The following is a 16,259-nucleotide window of genomic DNA, read 5'->3' on the forward strand; positions in this document are numbered from 1 at the left end:
CGGACACCCAGAACGCCGCCGCCCTCTCCGACGGGCAGGCGGCGTTCTGCGCTGCCGGAAAGCCGCAGCACCTCACCACACGGCGCCAACAACCCCCGCCGACCGCCCAACCGACCGGCGTCCCGAGCGGGGCCAACCGACCGGTGTCCCGAGCAGGGCCAACCGACTCGGGCCAAGCCCAGCCCTCTCCCTGCCCCCGATCCGAAGCGCCCTCACGGCCGGCCGTGCCGTGTCAAGGCATCTTTCCAGCCTTGACACGGTGCGTACGGCCATGAAGACAATCACGCGAGCGGGGGGAGGATCGCCCACGCCCACGCCCACGCCCACAGCCGGAGCCGGAGCCGGAGCCGCAGCCGGAGCCGCAGCACCTGCCCTCCATCACCGAGGGATCCGCTCCTCCGCATGTCCCCGAAAGGCCACCACGGCGGGCGGCAGCGGAATCCCGGCCCGCCAGGCCAGCGCGAACGTCCGAGTAGCCCGAGGCGTGATCGGCAGCTCCACCACGTCCGGAGCGGCCACCACCTCCGCCCGCGTCAGCAGCGCCACCCCCAGCCCCGCCCCGACCAACCCGCGCACCGTCTCCATCTCCTGCCCCTCGAACGTCACCCTGGGCACGAACCCGGCCTCCGCGCAGAGGTCGTCCGTGATCTGCCGCAGCCCGTACCCGTGCTCCAGCACCACGAAGTCCTCGTCGGCCAGTTCGGCCAGCCGCACCCCCGCCCGCCCGGCCAGCCGGTGCCCGGCGGGCACGACCAGCACCAGCTCCTGCTCGTGCAGCAGCACGGCCTCGAACTCCGGCGCCACCGGTGGCGGCGCCACCAGTGCGAGGTCGATGTCGCCGCGGGCCAGTGCGTCGAGCACCACCTGCCGCGAGTTCTGCACCAGCCGGAACCGCACGTGCGGGTGGGCGGTCCGGAACCCGCGGACGAGTTCCGGCACCAGCGACCGCCCCAGCATGTGCAGGAACCCCAGCACCACCTGCCCGCGCTCGGGGTCGACCTCCTCGGCGGCCGACCGCCACCCGGCCTCCAGCACGGCCATGGACCGCTCGGCGGCCTCGGCCAGCAGCCGTCCGGCGCGCGTCAGCCGCACCCCGCGCCCGGCCCGCTCCACGATCGGCGCACCCAGCTCGTCCCCGATCGCCGCCAGCCACCGGCTGACGGTCGGCTGCGGCAGTCCCACGACCTCGGCCACGCGGGTCACGTGCTCCTCGTGGGCGAGGGCGCGCAGCACGGCCAACCGGGGAGCCAGCGACATCTCATCCATCACCGTATGGATTTTGGCAGAATTCCGTATTGGACGCATGGGTTAGCGTCGAAGACGTGACACGCAGAAGGCGAATCACGCTCGCCGCGACCGCAGCGGGACTGGGCTCGTTCGCACTCCTCTACGCCCCCCAACCGGTGCTCCCGCAGCTGGCGGCCGAGTTCCACCTGACCCCCGGCGGCGCCTCGCTGGCCATCAGCGCGGCAACGGGCGCGCTCGCCCTCGTCGTGGTCCCGATCGCGATGCTCTCCGAGCGCGTCGGCCGCAGGCGGGTCATCGTGGCCGCCGTGGCCGCGGCTGCCCTGATGGCCCTGCTCCTGCCGTTCGCCCCGACCTTCTCCGCGCTGATCGCCCTGCGGGTCCTCCAGGGGGTCGCCGTGGCGGGGGTGCCCGCGGTGGCGATGGCGTACCTGGCCGACGAGGTGGGTCCGGCCGGGGTGGGAGCGGCCATCGGCGCCCTCATCGCGGGCAACAGCGCGGGCGGCATGATCGGCAGGCTGGTCGCCGGGATCGGCGTCGACTGGCTGGACTGGCGCGGTGCGCTGGCCGCCGTGGCCGGCTTGGGCGTGGTCTGCGCCGCGGTCGTCGCCGCCACCCTCCCGCCGGACAGCCGCAAGCCCACCAGGGTCCCGCGCGGCCTCCGGACGGCGCTGGGCGACCGGGTCCTCCTCTGCCAGTACGCCATCGCGGCGCTCGCCGTGGGCGCGTTCATCTCCCTCTTCAACGTGATCGGCTTCCGCCTGGCCGCTCCGCCGCTGGAACTCCCCGCGCGCTTCGCGGCCCTCGTCTTCCTCGCCTACGCCGCGGGCGGCGTCTGCTCCGCCGTCGCAGGCCGCCTGGCCGACCGGCTGGGCCGGGCACGGGTCGCGCTGGCCGCGCTGGGCGTGGCGGCGGGCGGAGCCCTGCTCACGCTGCCGGACTCGCTGGTCTTCGTCGCCGCGGGCCTGGCCCTGTTCACCGGCGGCTTCTTCGCCGCGCACTCGGTCGCCAGCGGCTGGGTCGGCGCGCGGGCGCCGTCGAACGCGAAGGGGCAGGCCTCCGGTGTGTACCTGTTCGCGTTCTACGTCGGCAGCAGCGCGGGCGGCACGGCGGGCAGCGCCGTGTTCGGCGCGTGGGGCTGGGGTGCGCTGGTGGCCGCCGTCGTGGGCTGGCTGGCCCTGGCGGGCGTGGCCGTGCTGGTCGCTCAGAAGTCCAGCGGCACGGTCACGGGTCCGTCGAGCGGCCGGATCGACGTCGAGCCCGCGATCGGCAGCGCCACGTCGCCCTCGGTCAGCTCGAGGGTCGCGGACTTGAGCTGCGCGGGCACCTCGACGACCAGGGCGACCGGGAAGACGCCGCCGTCGTAGCGGATGCCGACCTGCGGCGCCTCGGAGCCGTCCGGCAGCCGGACCGTGAACATGCCCTTCGTCAGGTCACCGCCGACGGTGTCCGGGAAGCCGTCGCCCCTGGCGCTGATCCGCAGCTCCAGCAGCGCCTTGTCCGGCGCGGACGCGGTGGCCACCTGGTAGTCGCCGTTGACCTTCACCGGGCGCTGGCGGCCGAGCCGCACGCCGAGCACCTTCAGCTCGCCCGCCTTGCCGCCGACCTCGATCCTCTGCTTGCCGTCGACGGACTTCCCCGGCTGGGCGTTCCGGCGCAGCACGGCGGGGATCTCGGTCGTCGCCCGGCCCGACGGCATCTCCACCCGCTGCTCCAGCGACTTCGTGCCGATGGTGTTGAGCGCGAGCACCTCGCCGCCCTGCGTGCCGGTCGCGACGGTGTAGACGACGAACACCGTGTCGTTCTCCGGCAGCCGGTCGGCGGGCAGCTGCTGCCGCCTGCCGGGCAGCTCCAGCGCCAGCTCCGACGGCTGCGGCGTGTAGCCCTGCCACGGGAGCTGGTCGAACGCCGGGTCGGTCGAGAGCAGGCGCTCGACCTTGAGCCGCAGCACCCGCAGCTGGAGACCGGGACCGGGCTTGAGGACGGTCTTGCCCTCCGGGAAGCTCTCCGGCGAGCCCCAGCCGGTCGCGGTCGCGCTGAGGAGGTCGTCGCGCACCTTCAGGTCGTTCGCGTCGGAGAGCCCGAGGTCCTCGTTGGACTTCTCGTGGTCGTCCGGCAGCACGGCCAGGAAGTCCGGACCCGCCTCGGTGCTGGTCGTCTCCTCCTTGTTCGGGTCGGTCTCGGTGCCGTCCGAGCGCACCAGCGAACCGACCGGGGAACTGCGCGTGCCCTGCTCGGGGATCTGCGGCGGCTGCACCTCGAACCGAGCGCCGTCGGACTCCTGCCCGGTCTCCTTGAGCGGGACGGGCACCCAGTCCGCCGACGCCGCGGTGCCCGGCACCTGCACCGGGCCGCACCACAGCCTGGTGTCGACCTCGGTGTCGGCGTTGGTGCGGGCGAACCAGCAGTCGACCGGCTTGCTGCCGGTGCGGGACACGTAGCCGAAGTTGAGGGTGAACGTCAGCTCGGCCTCGGCCTGCGACTGGAGCAGCTCACCGTCCAGCACCGCCTTGCCGCCGATGGTGAGCTTCTCCGGCTCGGGCGCGCTCCGGGCTGGAGGGGTCGCGCAGCCCGCCGCAGCGAGGGCCACGGCGACCAAGCCCAACGAGACGCGTCCGAAACGCACAGCGGGTACCCCCGGTAGATGGGTGAAAGTCCTACTACCGGTTTAAAGGCGGTTACTGGACGTCGCGGTTGCACTCGGACGAGTGTGACTCAGCTCACGTTTTAAAACTCGCTGGTGAGAGGTCTAAATGTGAAGAGCCTCTCGGTAGACCTCTACCGTCTGCTCGGCCACGGTCGACCACGAGAACTCGTCGACCGCCCGCTGCCTGCCCGCCGCGCCGAACGCCGCGGCCCTCGCAGGATCCGCCAGCACCTCGTTGATCGCGTCCGCCAGCTCGGCCCGGTACTTCGACGTGTCCGCCTCGTCGTAGTGCACCAGCAGGCCGGTCCTGCCGTGGTCGACGACCTCCGGGATGCCGCCGACGTCCGACGCGACGACCGCCGTGCCGCACGCCATGGCCTCCAGGTTCACGATCCCGAGCGGCTCGTACACCGACGGGCACACGAACACCGCCGCGTGGCTGAGGATCTGCCGCACCTCGGCGGGCTGGAGCATCTGCTGGATCCAGAACACGCCCGAGCGCACCGCGGCCAGCTCGGCGACCGCGAGCCGGGTCTCCTCGGCGATCTCCGGGGTGTCCGGCGCGCCCGCGCACAGCACGACCTGGGCCTCCGGCGCGATGTGGTGGGCCGCCGCGACCAGGTGGCCGACGCCCTTCTGCCGGGTGATCCTGCCCACGAACGCGACGATCGGCCGGTCCGGGTCGATCCCGTGGCGTTCGAGCGCGTCCGTCTCGGTCACCGGGTGGTAGGCCTCGGTGTCGATGCCGTTGCGCACGACGTGCACGCGGGCCGGGTCGAGGTCCGGGTAGCAGGCGAGCACGTCCAGCCGCATCCCCTCGCTGACCGCGATGATCGCGTCCGCCGCCTCGTACGCGGTCTTCTCCACCCAGGACGAGACCCGGTAGCCGCCGCCGAGCTGCTCGGCCTTCCACGGCCTGCGCGGCTCCAGCGAGTGCGCCGTCACGACGTGCGGCACGCCGTGCAGCAGCTTCGCCAGGTGACCGGCCATGTTCGCGTACCAGGTGTGCGAGTGCACCAGTTCGGCCCCCGCCACCGCCGCGGCCATCTCCAGGTCGACCGACAGGGTCCGCAGCGCCGCGTTCGCGCTGTCCAACCCCTTCGCGGCCTCGTGGGCGTGGGCGTCGGGCCGTGGACCGCCGAAGCAGTGCACGTCGACGTCGATCAGCTCGCGGAGGCGGGGAACCAGGAATCCGACGTGGACTCCGGCTCCGCCGTACACCTCCGGGGGGTACTCCCGTGTCAGCAGTCCTACTCGCACGGGCCTCACCGTAACCCCGGAAGTGGGGCAGCCGGGTGAACGGACCCGGAAAACGTGAGATCCGCCGCGCCGCACCGTTGGTGGCCCCGCTTCCGCACCGTTAGGGTCAGGGCGTGAAAGGGCAGCCGCACGTACTCGGAATTGTCCTGGCAGGCGGGGAAGGGAAGCGGCTCTGGCCGCTGACAGCCGACCGGGCCAAACCCGCGGTGCCGTTCGCGGGCAACTACCGCTTGGTCGACTTCGTGCTGTCCAACCTCGTCAACGCGGGAATGGTCAAGCTCTGCGTGTTGACGCAGTACAAGTCGCACTCGCTCGACAAGCACATCTCCACGACGTGGCGGCTCTCGAACGTCCTGGGCCAGTACGTGACGCCGGTCCCGGCCCAGCAGCGGCTCGGCCCGCGCTGGTACACCGGCAGCGCTGACGCGATTTTCCAGAGCCTCAACCTCGTCCAGGACGAGAAGCCGGACCACATCGCGGTCTTCGGCGCGGACAACGTGTACCGCATGGACCCCGGCCAGATGCTGGAGCAGCACGTCGACAGCGGCGCGGGCGTCACCGTCGCGGGGATGCGCGTGCCGAGGGCCGAGGCGAAGGCGTTCGGCTGCATCGACTCGGACTCCACCGGGCTGATCACCCAGTTCCTGGAGAAGCCGTCCGACCCGCCGCACGTGCCGGACGACCCCGAGGTCACGTTCGCGTCGATGGGCAACTACATCTTCACGACCGAGGCGCTGCTCGACGCGCTGCGGTCCGACGCCGCCAACCCGGACTCCGACCACGACATGGGCGGCGACATCATCCCCATGCTGGTCGACGCGGGGAAGGCGCACGTCTACGACTTCGCGGACAACGTCGTGCCGGGCGAGAGCGAGCGCGACCGCGGCTACTGGCGCGACGTGGGGACCATCGACGCCTACTACGAGGCGCACATGGACCTGGTCTCCGTCCGCCCGGTGTTCAACCTCTACAACCAGGCGTGGCCCATCCGCACCGCCACCCCGCCGCTGCCGCCCGCCAAGTTCATCGCGGGGGGGAGCGCCGAGGACTCCATGGTCGGGCCCGGCTCGATCATCTCCGGGACGATCCACGGGTCGGTGATCAGCTCGGACGTGGTCGTCGAGGTCGGGTCCGTCGTGCAGGGGAGCGTGCTGCTGCCGGGCGTGCGGATCGGCAAGGGCGCGGTGGTCAGGAGGGCCATCCTGGACAAGAACGTCGTCGTCCCGGACGGGGCCCTCATCGGCGTCGACCAGGCGATGGACCGCCAGCGCTACACGATCAGCGCCGGGGGCGTGACGGTCCTGGGCAAGAACGTGAGGGCCGAGTAGGGCCCACCCCCCGCCGATCCACCCGCGAGGGCGCGTCGGCAGGTCGGTCACCACCTCCTCGGCGTCGGCGGCGAAGCCCCCGGCGTCGAGGAGGTCGGGGGGCCGAACCGCCGACTCCGGACGGCCGGTGTCACCGCTTCTTGGCGGCGACCAGCAGACCGTCGCCCAGGGGCAGGAGCACGGGGACGAGCCTGTCGTCCTCCCGGACCGAGCGCGCCACCTCGCGCATGGCCGTCGTGTCCTGGTCCCGGTTGCTCGGGTCCACGACGCGGCCGTCCCACAGGACGTTGTCGAACGCGATCACGCCGCCCGGCCGGAGCAGGCGGACGCCCTCGTCCAGGTAGCGCGGGTACTCGGCCTTCGCGCCGTCGACGAACACCAGGTCGTAGGCGCCGTCGGTCAGCCGCGGCAGCACGTCCAGCGCGTGACCCATGATCAGCCGCGTGCGGCTGACCTGGACCTTCGCCTCGGTGAACGCCTTGCGGGCCGCCCGCTGGTGCTCCGGGTCGACGTCGATCGACGTCAGGACGCCCGCCACGGGCATCCCGCCGAGCAGGTAGAGGCCGCTCACCCCCGCGCCCGTGCCGACCTCGACGACCGCCTTGGCCTGGAGCGCGGCGGCCAGGAACCGCAGGGCCGCCCCGCCGCCGCTGCCGATCGGCACGCAGCCCAGTTCGACACCCCTGCTCCGGGCGGCCGTCAGCACGTCGTCCTCGGGGAGGAAGTGCTCCACGTAGTCCCGAAGCGGCGAATCCGGTGTCACAAGGCAGGAGGTTAGCGCCGCAAGGGGTGAAATCGGGTGAACCCGCCGTGAAGTGCGCCGCCGTTGCGCGCCGGGATCCACCCGCCAGGGTGTCATCCGGAACCCGGATGGGTACATCCCGATTCTCAGCGTGCTCTCAGGGGACTCTCACGATGGTTATAAGCAAGACCGGCACGCTGGTGTCAGATCAGAACACGGGAACACTGGGAACCGAACCTACGTTGACCTGTGCACAGGGCTAGCCAGCCCACTGGAGGTGCTTCACCGCCCGATGCGCACGCAGCCGACTTCGCCGGTGGCGTTGTCCCCCGCCGCCCCCACGCCGACCGTCGCCACCATCGAGTCGGCGGACTGGACGCCGCCCTCATGGGACGAGGTCGTCCGTGAGCACGCCGACCGGGTGTACCGGCTGGCCTACCGGTTGACCGGTAACCAGCACGACGCCGAGGACCTCACCCAGGAGACGTTCATCCGGGTGTTCCGCTCGCTCGCCTCCTACAAGCCGGGCACGTTCGAGGGTTGGCTGCACCGCATCACCACCAACCTCTTCCTCGACATGGCGCGCCGCCGCTCGCGGCTGCGCATGGAGGGGCTGCCCGAGGACACCGACCGGCTCGCGGGCGACGACCCGAGCCCCGAGCAGGTCTACTCCGACACCCACCTCGACCCCGACCTCCAGGCCGCTCTCGACGAGCTGCCGCCGGAGTTCCGCGCCGCCGTGGTCCTGTGCGACGTCGAAGGCCTGTCGTACGAGGAGATCGGTGCCACCCTCGGGGTGAAACTGGGTACCGTGAGGAGTCGGATCCACCGGGGCCGCCAGGCCCTGCGGTCCGCGTTGGAACGCCGTCGGGAGCAAGTGCTGGAGGACTCTGCATGACCGACCTGCGAGGTTGGGGATTGTCGGAGCAACACCTGCTGCCCGACGTGGTGGTGGCCTTCGTCGACGGCGAGCTGTCGTCCACGGCGCACGGCCGGGCCACCGCGCACCTGGCCCGGTGTCCGCTCTGCTCGGCTGAAGCCGCCTACCAGCAGCAGGTCCGCCTCGCGGTCCGCGCCGCCGGGATGCCCAACTGCGCATCGGGGTTCCTCGACCGGCTGCGGGCCATCCCGCAGGAGGTCGACCTGCCCAGCGCCCCGGACGGCCTCGCCGTCACGGAGGACGGGCAGCTCGTGACGGTGCTCCGCCCCGACCGCGTGCCCGCCGGTTTCGGCACCGGTCCCGTGCTCGGCGAGTCGAGGCCGCTCGGCACCGGCTCCTCGGTGCTGGGGCGCTTCGGCGCCCGGCGCGCGCGCAACAGCGCGGGTGCCGTGGTGTCCGGTCTGGTGCTCGGAGCGCTGGTGCTGGTCGCGCCGGTCGGGGAGACCTCACCCGAGGCCCGGCCGACGCCCTCCCTCGATCCGGGGACACCCACCGTCGCGGTGCGGCCCGCGCCCGCCGTGGGGCCGCTCCAGCACGACGAGAACGCCCGCCTTGACCTGCTCCGATCCGTCGCCAACGGGCGTTGAGGACCCGCGTACGCGGACTTCACCGGGCACCAGGCAGGCTTGCCCCCACAGCGTGAGCCAGTCCAGGCGGAACCATTCGGGGAGCGATGAGCCAGCCAGAGCAGGGCAACGGTCGGACGCCCGCGACCCCGGTGTCGGGGGTCGACGACGGGGAACACCGCAGGCTCGCGCCGCGTCCCCTGGACCGCCCCGCCGTCGATCCGTCGCTCACGGCCGCGTTCGGTCGCCCCCAGGGCGTCGACACCGCGTTCGACGCGCGGCGCCCGCCGCTCAACGGCCAGGTGCCCATGGCCCCGCCCCCGCCCGAGGCGCTGTCCACGGCGTTCGGCAGGCCCGTCGGCGGCGACGACCTCAAGCTCCAGCGGCCCCCCGGTGCCGACCACGCGGTCGACCCGGACATCGACCCCGTCTTCTGGGACGGCAAACCCGCCGGCGACCCGTGGCGCGATCCGGGTTCCGGTGCCGTGATCGGACCGCCCGCCGTGGGCGAGAAGTCCTCCGGCCCCTCGTCCGCGAAAGCCGCACCCGGTCCTCAGCTGAGCGTTCCGGAACTGCTGTTCGGCAGGCGGGTCAAGCCCGTCGGCCTCGTCCTGCTGCTGGTGGCCGCCCTCCTGGTCGGCACCGCCGGCGGACTCGTCGGCTGGTTCTTCGGCAGGGCCGGGAACCCGCTGACGGACGGCGGCGTGACGCTGGCCGAGGTGAAGCCCGCCAAGGAGCGGCCGGTCGGGTCGGTCTCGGACATCGCGAACCGGACCACGCCCGGTGTGGTGTCGATCGAGTTCAAGGGGTCCAACGTCGCGGGCGTCGGCTCCGGCGTCGTGATCGACGGCGAGGGCTACATCCTGACCAACGACCACGTCGTCGCCCCCGCCGTGCAGGACGCGTCGGCGAAGCTGACGGTCGTCTTCACCGACGGCAAGAGGGCCGTCGCCCGGATCGTGGGGCGCGACTCGAAGACCGACCTCGCCGTCATCAAGGTCGAGGTGACCAACCCGACGGTGATCCAGTTCGGCAACTCCGACGACCTGGAGGTCGGCGACTCGGTCATCGCGATCGGATCGCCGCTGTCGCTGTCGAACACCGTGACGCAGGGGATCGTCAGCGCGTTGAACCGACCCGTGACGGCCGCGGGGGAGAACGGCGGACCGCAGGTCACCTACGACGCGATCCAGACCGACGCGGCCATCAACCCCGGCAACTCGGGCGGCGCGCTGGTCGACTCGTCGGGCGCGCTGGTGGGGATCAACTCCTCCATCCAGACCCAGACCGGCAACTCCGTGGGGCTCGGGTTCGCCATCTCCGGCAACTACGCGCGCAAGATCTCCGAGGCGCTCATCCAGACCGGCGAGGTCAAGCACGCGGACATGAACGTGAACGCGCGGTCCGCGTCCGCCGAGACCGCCGAGGGCGCTCAGGTGCAGAACGTGCCCGCTGGTGGGGCCGCCGCCGCCGCCGGGATCGTCGAGGGCGACGTGATCACCCGCGTCGGTGACCGGATGGTGCGCAACGCGGCCGAGCTGACGGTGGCCGTGCGGGAGCACGAGATCGGGGAGACGGTGCCCGTCGTGCTGGCCCGGCAGGGGCGCGAATTGACGCTGCAGGTCACGCTCAAGTCGGACTGAGCTGCGGCTAGTCTGGCTTCAGGGCTAACGGTGGAGGCGCCGACGTGTTCGACAGCATCGGGTGGGTGGAAATCCTCATCATCATCGTCGCTGGGCTGTTCATCCTCGGGCCTGAGCGGCTGCCCGAGGCCGCGGGCTGGGTGGGGCGGACGATCCGGCAGGTGCGGGACTACGCCACCGGTGCTCGGGAGCAGCTGAAGCAGGAGATGGGGCCGGAGTTCGAGCAGTTGCGCAAGCCGTTGGAGGATTTGCGGGAGCTGCGCAGCTTCGACCCGAAGAAGGCTGTGACGAAGCACCTCTTCGACGATGCTCCGGCCGAGTCGAGCAAGCCGAACGGGTATCCGGTTGCTTCGCCCGCTCCCGTGGAGAGGCCGTTGAACCCAGGGGAGCGGGCTCCTTACGATCCTGACGCCACGTGAGGTGGCGTTTTCGCGGGATCGGGTAGCTGCCGGTCCCGGCGTGGTGGCCGATTTGACTCGGGGGGCCCTGGATTCGCCCCTGTGATCGGCTGAGGGCAGGTGGTGACCACCTGCCCGATCCACCGGGGCAAGGGGCGAATCCCCCGAGCAAAATCGGCCACTGCTGTCGGGAAGGCCGTGGCTCTCGTTCGTCGTGGGTACTGAGGGTGTTCGTTGCCGGGCTGGCTATCGGCCTGCTGGGGTGACGTTCAACAGCCTGCCCGCCAGTCCACGTGACCGTACTGAGAGCTTCTTCGCCACCTCTGCCAGTACTTTTGCTGCTGCCGAGTCCGGGTGCGCCAGGACGATGGGGGTGCCTTCGTCGCCCTGTTCGCGCAGGCGGGGGTCCAGGGGGACCTGGCCCAGCAGGGGCACTTCCGAACCCACCGCCTTGGTGAGGGAGTCTGCTACCGCTTGGCCGCCGCCTGAGCCGAAGACGTCCATCTTCGAGCCGTCCGGCATTTCGAGCCACGACATGTTCTCCACCACGCCCGCGATTCGTTGGCGGGTTTGCAGTGCGATCGAGCCCGCTCGTTCCGCGACCTCCGCCGCCGCCTGCTGGGGTGTCGTCACCACGAGGATCTCGCCGTTGGGGACCAGCTGGGCCACGGAGATCGCCACGTCGCCGGTGCCCGGCGGGAGGTCGAGGAGCAGGACGTCCAGGTCGCCCCAGAAGACGTCCGCGAGGAACTGCTGGAGTGCGCGGTGGAGCATGGGGCCGCGCCAGACCACCGGGGCGTTTCCGGGGGTGAACATGCCGATGCTGATCAGCTTCACCCCGTGGGACTGGGGCGGCATGATCATTTTTTCTACCTGCGTTGGCCTGGCGTCGGTGCCGAGCATGCGGGGGATCGAGTGGCCGTAGATGTCGGCGTCGACCACGCCCACCGAGAGGCCTCGGGCGGCCATGGCCACGGCGAGGTTCACCGTGACGCTGGACTTGCCGACGCCGCCCTTGCCGGACGCCACGCAGTAGACCCTGGTGAGCGAGCCCGGCTGGGCGAAGGGGATCACCGGTTCCTCGGTGCCGCCGCGCAGGTTCTTCCGCAGGTCGGTGCGCTGCTGGTCGCTCATGACGTCCAGTTCGACCGCCACGTCGGTGACGCCGGGGAGGGCGGTCACCGCGGCGGTGACGTCCTTGGTGATCTTGTCGCGCATCGGGCAGCCCGCGACGGTCAGGTAGACGCCCACGGCGACCGCGCCATCCGGTGACACGGTGACGTCCTTGACCATCCCGAGTTCGGTGATGGGGCGCCTGATCTCGGGGTCCTGGACTCCGGACAGCGCCTTTCGGACCTCATCGGCGGTGGGGGTGGTGGGCGTGGTGGTCACGGGATCGAGCACCGACCTTCGTGGACTGGTGATGGTCTTGCCGGGAAACGTCTGCCGACGTCTGGACAGCCATGCTACGGCGACGGGGGATGCCTCCAAGCTACCGGTCGGTCACCTACCAGTGCGGGGGCAGCGGTGAGGTGGTCCAGTGCTTTCCGTAACATCCGGCTCCGTGCCGGAATCGGGTAGTGCCCGGTTGCCCAACCACGTCGAGCTCGTGGTGTGGCAATCGTTCCTCCGCGCGCATGCCCGCATCACTCGGACCCTCGAGGCCGAGCTGATCGCTGAGCAGCGCTTATCGCTCGCCGCCTACGACGTGCTGGTCCAACTGGCCGAAGCGCCGCACCACCGGCTGCGCATGACCGAGTTGGCCGACGCCGTCCTGCTGTCCCGCTCGGGGGTGACGCGGCTCGTGGACCGACTGGAGCGGGCCGGTCTGGTGGGGCGGGAACGGGCCGACGGCGACGGGCGGGGCATCGTCGCCGTGTTGACACCGGCGGGCGAGGAGCGGCTCCGGGTCGCGTCCGGCACGCACCTCGCCGGGGTCGCCCGGCACTTCGCCGGGGGGTTCTCCGAGGTCGAGCTGGAGGCGTTCGGCGTGACGTGCCGCAGGCTCGCGGACGAGAACGCGTGACCGCGCCGGTCATCTCGGTGGTCGGGCTGGTGCACGTGCGGGACGGGCGGTTGCTGGTGGTGCGGTCGCGCACCAAGGGGGCGTTCTACCTGCCCGGCGGGAAGCTCGAACCGGGGGAGACGCCCGAGCAGGCGCTGCACCGGGAGGTGCGGGAGGAACTGGGCGTGGGGCTGGTCGACGTGGCCCCGCACCGGCGGTACCTGGAGCCCGCGTACGGCGAAGGACCGGACACGCTGGTCGACATGGCCTGCTACACCGGCGAGCTGGACGGGCGGCCGGTGCCGAGCGGGGAGATCGCCGAACTGCGGCTCGTCACGGCCGCCGAGTACGCCGCGCACCCCGAGACGGCACCCGCGATCGTGCGGCTGCTGGCCGACCTGGTGTCCGCCGACCTGGTGTCATGACGGGACGTCGTTCCAGCGCGGGTCGTCCCTGAGCACCTCCGGTGACGGGTTCTTGCGGCGCTGCTTGGCGTTCTCCCGGAACACCCGGTCCAGCTCGCCGCGCAGGAAGTCGCGGGTCGCGACCTCGCCGAGCGCCAGCCGGACCGCGGCCAGCTCCCGCGCCAGGAACTCGGTGTCGGCCTTCGTCTGGGCCGACCTCGCCCGGTCCTCCTCCAGCGACACGCGGTCGCGGTCGTCCTGGCGGTTCTGCGCCAGCAGGATCAGCGGGGCGGCGTAGGCGGCCTGCGTGGAGAACGCCAGGTTCAGCAGGATGAAGGGGTACGGGTCCCAGCGCAGCGACACGGCGAACAGGTTCAGCGCGATCCACGCGATCACCAGGAGCGACTGCCAGAACAGGAACTTGCCCGTCCCGAGGAAGCGCGCGAGCCGCTCGGAGACGCGGCCGAACGCCTCGGGGTCGATGGCGAACCGGAACCTGCCGGTGCGCTTGGGCTGGTCGAGTCGGCGACCCGGTGGCAGTTCAGGCATGGGAGAGCCCCGTTTCGCGCCAGTTGTCCGGCAGCAGGTGGTCGAGCACGTCGTCCACGGTGACCGCGCCCAGCAGGTGGTCGGTCTCGTCGACGACGGGTGCGCAGACCAGGTTGTACGCGGCGAAGTAGCGGGTGACCTCGGCCAGCGACGCGTCCGGCCCCAGCCGGGCCAGGTCGGTGTCGAGCACGCCCGCCACCAGGTCGAACGGCGGTTCGCGCAGCAGCCGCTGGATGTGCACGCAGCCGAGGTAGCGGCCGGTCGGGGTCGCGGTCGGCGCGCGGCAGACGAACACCATGCTCGCCAGCGCGGGCGTCAGGTCGGGGTTGCGGACGCGGGCCAGCGCTTCGGCGACCGTCGCGTCCGGGGCCAGCACCACCGGCTCCGGCGTCATCAGACCGCCCGCGGTGTCGAAGTTGTACTCCAGCAACCGCTTCACCGGCTCGGACTCCTCCGGCTCCATCAGCCCGAGCAGCCGGTCCTTGTCGAACTCCGACAGCTCGGCCAGCAGGTCGGCCGCGTCGTCCGGGTCCATCGTCTCCAGGATGTCGGCGGCGCGCTCGTCGTCGAGGTAGGCGAGGAGGTCCTTCTGGTCCTCCTCCGGCAGTTCCTCGATGACGTCGGCGAGCCGCTCGTCGTCCATCGCGTCCGCGACCTCGTACCGCCGCTTGGCGGGCAGGTCGTGCATCGTCGTCGCCACGTCGACCGCCCGCATGGTCTCGAAGACCGCCAGCAGCTGCTGCGCGCCCTGCGGCTGCCCGGCCAGCTCGGACACGCTGACGCCGCTGATCTCCTCCCACCGCAGGACCTGGAGCGGACCGCGCCGCGCCAGCCTCCCGGTGCGCTCCCGCACGGCGACCTTGACGACCCGCCAGTCCCTGGTGCGCGTCGGCTCCATCGCGGCGTCGACCAGCACCGCCGGACTGCCGGAGTCCAGGGAGACCCGCGCGTCCAGGAGCTGCCCGACCACCAGGACCTCGTTCGCGCGCTGGTGGAACCGCCGCAGGCTCACCGACCCGGTCGCCAGCGTCACGGCGTTCGGCTCGATCGAGTTCACCCGCAGCATCGGGACGAAGATCCGCTGGCGGGTCGCCAGTTCGACGACCATGCCGAGCACTCGGGGAGGCTGCCGGTCGATGCGCAGGCCGATGACGATGTCGCGGGCCTTGCCGATGGATTCGCCGTCCGGTCCGAAGACCGGGAGACCGGCGAGCTGAGCGGCGAAAACCCTGTTCACGGCAACCACGTCGCCAGGTTAGCCGTCGCGGGGGGAAAGCGCGGCTTCCGCCACCGCGTCCCTCCACAGTGGCCTCAGGGCCGGACGAGCCGCTCCGCCAGCGCCCGGCACGTGTCGCGGAACCCGGTGTCGCCCACCCTCAGCGCCCACAGCTCACCCTCGACCGCCCGCACCAGCCCCCACGCGCGGGCCCGCTCGACGTCGAGCCCCCCGATGTCGGCCAGCGCCCGCAGCCGGTCCCACGTCCCGCGGTGCCCGTCCATCTCGCCGAACCTGTTCCACAGCAACGGGAGCACGCTGAACTCGGGGTCGCCCGCGAGCGGCTTCGGGTCGATCATCAGCCACGGCGCGCGGTCGCCCGCCAGCACGTTGCCGTAGTGCAGGTCGCCGTTGACCAGGGTGCGGCCCGCGTCGGCCGTCAGGTCGCGGACCAGCGCGACCGCCGCGTCCAGCAGCGGCGCGGGCACCGGGTGGCCGTGCGCGGCGTTGTCGGCCGCGAAGTCGCGGAAGCCGACCGGGCCGACCTCCGGCGGGGCCGGGAGGCGCAGGTCGCGCAGCAGCCCGCCGGTCACCTGCACGGCGGTCTCGACGGGGGCGGTCATCAGCGTGCGGGTGTGGTCGAGGCGTTCCAGCAGCAGCGCGCCGTGCTCGTCGTCGTGCTCCAGCAGGCGGACGACGCCCCGGCCGTCCCACAGGCGCAGGGCCAGCGCCTCGTGCTCGGTCTCGGTGTCCCGCCAGGTCAGCTTCAGCGCCGCAGGCGTCCCGTCGGCCCGGCGCACCGGCAGGACGACCGCCACGTAGCCGTTCAGCAGGGCTCCGTCCGGGGCCAGGCGCCAGCGCGCGCAGAACTCCGTCGCCAGCTTCGGCAGCGTTCCGACCCATTCGGGGGCGCCCTCGCCGAGGCCGTCGCCGAAGCCCTCCGGCACGGTGATCACGGCAGGTCCAGGCGGTAGACCCCGGTCCACGTCGCCGGGCCGTTGAGCCTGGCCGCCCGCAGCGCGGCCTCCACGTCCCCGTCCGGTTCGACGAGGTGCGCCACGGCCGGGGTCTCCAGCAGGAAGGAGTGCGTGGTGGGCGAGCGCACCGTGATCGTGACGGGCTGACCGTCGGCCAGTCCCGGCACCTCCTGGTCGCCGCCCACGGCGACCCACACGGACCCGTCGCGCCACAGCGCCCACACGAGCCGACCCCTCCGGCCGGGCACCGCGACCCACAGCGCGGCGGCCTTGCGCAGGGCCGCGTCCATCACCTGTGCCGTCTCCACCGATCAAGCGTCCCACGGACCTGTGAATCGT

Annotated in this window: 16 protein-coding genes; 8 read left to right on the plus strand and 8 right to left on the minus strand. The window is 72.0% G+C overall.

Translation table 11 applies throughout. From position 1 onward, the window contains the following. Positions 1-378 precede the first annotated feature (378 nt). A complete protein-coding gene (locus VFZ92_RS33850; RefSeq protein ID WP_330880698.1) occupies positions 379-1,266 on the minus strand; it encodes a LysR family transcriptional regulator in 888 nt (295 codons plus the stop codon). A gap of 56 nt (positions 1,267-1,322) precedes the next feature. On the opposite strand from VFZ92_RS33850, the gene VFZ92_RS33855 reads away from it, so the two are divergent. Continuing rightward, a complete protein-coding gene (locus tag VFZ92_RS33855; protein WP_330880541.1) occupies positions 1,323-2,612 on the plus strand; it encodes an MFS transporter in 1,290 nt (429 codons plus the stop codon). A gap of 1,382 nt (positions 2,613-3,994) precedes the next feature. On the opposite strand, the gene glgA is transcribed toward VFZ92_RS33855, so the two are convergent. Further along, entirely contained in the window at positions 3,995-5,152 is a 1,158-nt protein-coding gene (glgA, locus tag VFZ92_RS33860) for a glycogen synthase (RefSeq protein ID WP_330880543.1), read from the minus strand. A gap of 113 nt (positions 5,153-5,265) precedes the next feature. Between glgA and glgC the strand changes: the two genes are divergently transcribed. Further along, positions 5,266-6,480 (plus strand): glucose-1-phosphate adenylyltransferase, encoded by a 1,215-nt coding sequence (gene glgC / locus VFZ92_RS33865; protein ID WP_259625262.1) that lies wholly within the window; start codon positions 5,266-5,268, stop codon positions 6,478-6,480. Between the two features lie 130 nt (positions 6,481-6,610). On the opposite strand, the gene VFZ92_RS33870 is transcribed toward glgC, so the two are convergent. Continuing rightward, positions 6,611-7,243 carry an O-methyltransferase gene (locus VFZ92_RS33870; RefSeq protein WP_330880548.1) on the minus strand — a complete coding sequence of 211 codons (633 nt, stop codon included), beginning with the start codon at positions 7,241-7,243 and terminating at the stop codon, positions 6,611-6,613. A 271-nt stretch (positions 7,244-7,514) separates the two neighbouring features. On the opposite strand from VFZ92_RS33870, the gene sigE reads away from it, so the two are divergent. The 4 genes from sigE to tatB all read left to right on the plus strand — a co-directional run bounded on the left by sigE (position 7,515) and on the right by tatB (position 10,790). Continuing rightward, positions 7,515-8,120 carry an RNA polymerase sigma factor SigE gene (sigE, locus tag VFZ92_RS33875; protein ID WP_330880550.1) on the plus strand — a complete coding sequence of 202 codons (606 nt, stop codon included), beginning with the start codon at positions 7,515-7,517 and terminating at the stop codon, positions 8,118-8,120. Between the two features lie 20 nt (positions 8,121-8,140). Continuing rightward, complete coding sequence (locus tag VFZ92_RS33880) at positions 8,141-8,749, plus strand: anti-sigma factor family protein (protein ID WP_414720090.1); 609 nt, start codon at positions 8,141-8,143, stop codon at positions 8,747-8,749. 86 nt (positions 8,750-8,835) lie between these two features. Continuing rightward, entirely contained in the window at positions 8,836-10,371 is a 1,536-nt protein-coding gene (locus VFZ92_RS33885; protein ID WP_330880554.1) for a S1C family serine protease, read from the plus strand. A gap of 44 nt (positions 10,372-10,415) precedes the next feature. Continuing rightward, entirely contained in the window at positions 10,416-10,790 is a 375-nt protein-coding gene (gene tatB / locus VFZ92_RS33890; RefSeq protein WP_330880556.1) for a Sec-independent protein translocase protein TatB, read from the plus strand. Positions 10,791-11,015: 225 nt separating this feature from the next. Here tatB and VFZ92_RS33895 read toward each other — a convergent pair whose 3' ends face one another. Continuing rightward, on the minus strand, positions 11,016-12,161 hold the full coding sequence (locus VFZ92_RS33895) for an Mrp/NBP35 family ATP-binding protein (protein ID WP_330880558.1): 1,146 nt from the start codon (positions 12,159-12,161) through the stop codon (positions 11,016-11,018). A gap of 172 nt (positions 12,162-12,333) precedes the next feature. On the opposite strand from VFZ92_RS33895, the gene VFZ92_RS33900 reads away from it, so the two are divergent. Both VFZ92_RS33900 and VFZ92_RS33905 read left to right on the plus strand, forming a co-directional pair. After that, complete coding sequence (locus VFZ92_RS33900) at positions 12,334-12,795, plus strand: MarR family winged helix-turn-helix transcriptional regulator (protein ID WP_330880560.1); 462 nt, start codon at positions 12,334-12,336, stop codon at positions 12,793-12,795. After that, positions 12,792-13,199 carry an NUDIX domain-containing protein gene (locus tag VFZ92_RS33905; protein WP_330880562.1) on the plus strand — a complete coding sequence of 136 codons (408 nt, stop codon included), beginning with the start codon at positions 12,792-12,794 and terminating at the stop codon, positions 13,197-13,199. The genes VFZ92_RS33900 and VFZ92_RS33905 overlap by 4 nt, the downstream gene beginning before the upstream one ends. Here VFZ92_RS33905 and VFZ92_RS33910 read toward each other — a convergent pair. From VFZ92_RS33910 to VFZ92_RS33925, 4 genes are all read right to left on the minus strand, one after another. Continuing rightward, positions 13,194-13,727 (minus strand): DUF1003 domain-containing protein, encoded by a 534-nt coding sequence (locus tag VFZ92_RS33910; RefSeq protein ID WP_330880564.1) that lies wholly within the window; start codon positions 13,725-13,727, stop codon positions 13,194-13,196. The two genes, VFZ92_RS33905 and VFZ92_RS33910, sit on opposite strands and share 6 nt — an antisense overlap. After that, a complete protein-coding gene (locus VFZ92_RS33915) occupies positions 13,720-14,973 on the minus strand; it encodes a magnesium transporter MgtE N-terminal domain-containing protein (RefSeq protein WP_330880566.1) in 1,254 nt (417 codons plus the stop codon). The genes VFZ92_RS33910 and VFZ92_RS33915 overlap by 8 nt, the downstream gene beginning before the upstream one ends. 65 nt (positions 14,974-15,038) lie before the next feature. Next, positions 15,039-15,899, minus strand: coding sequence for an aminoglycoside phosphotransferase family protein (locus tag VFZ92_RS33920; RefSeq protein WP_330880568.1), 861 nt, complete (start codon positions 15,897-15,899; stop codon positions 15,039-15,041). Continuing rightward, positions 15,896-16,228, minus strand: a complete 333-nt coding sequence (locus tag VFZ92_RS33925; RefSeq protein ID WP_330880570.1) for a hypothetical protein — start codon at positions 16,226-16,228, stop codon at positions 15,896-15,898. Before VFZ92_RS33925 ends, VFZ92_RS33920 begins: the two co-directional genes overlap by 4 nt. Positions 16,229-16,259: the final 31 nt, after the last annotated feature.

The sequence above is a fragment of the Umezawaea sp. genome, from assembly GCF_036375055.1.
Taxonomy (GTDB): Bacteria; Actinomycetota; Actinomycetes; order Mycobacteriales; family Pseudonocardiaceae; genus Umezawaea.

What these genes read in the sequence shown, in the direction of transcription:
- sigE (WP_330880550.1), top strand. Translation starts at nt 7,515, where the DNA reads ATGCGCACGCAGCCGACTTCGCCGGTGGCGTTGTCCCCCGCCGCCCCC.
- VFZ92_RS33910 (WP_330880564.1), bottom strand. Translation starts at nt 13,727, where the DNA reads ATGCCTGAACTGCCACCGGGTCGCCGACTCGACCAGCCCAAGCGCACC.
- VFZ92_RS33885 (WP_330880554.1), top strand. Translation starts at nt 8,836, where the DNA reads ATGAGCCAGCCAGAGCAGGGCAACGGTCGGACGCCCGCGACCCCGGTG.
- VFZ92_RS33850 (WP_330880698.1), bottom strand. Translation starts at nt 1,266, where the DNA reads ATGGATGAGATGTCGCTGGCTCCCCGGTTGGCCGTGCTGCGCGCCCTC.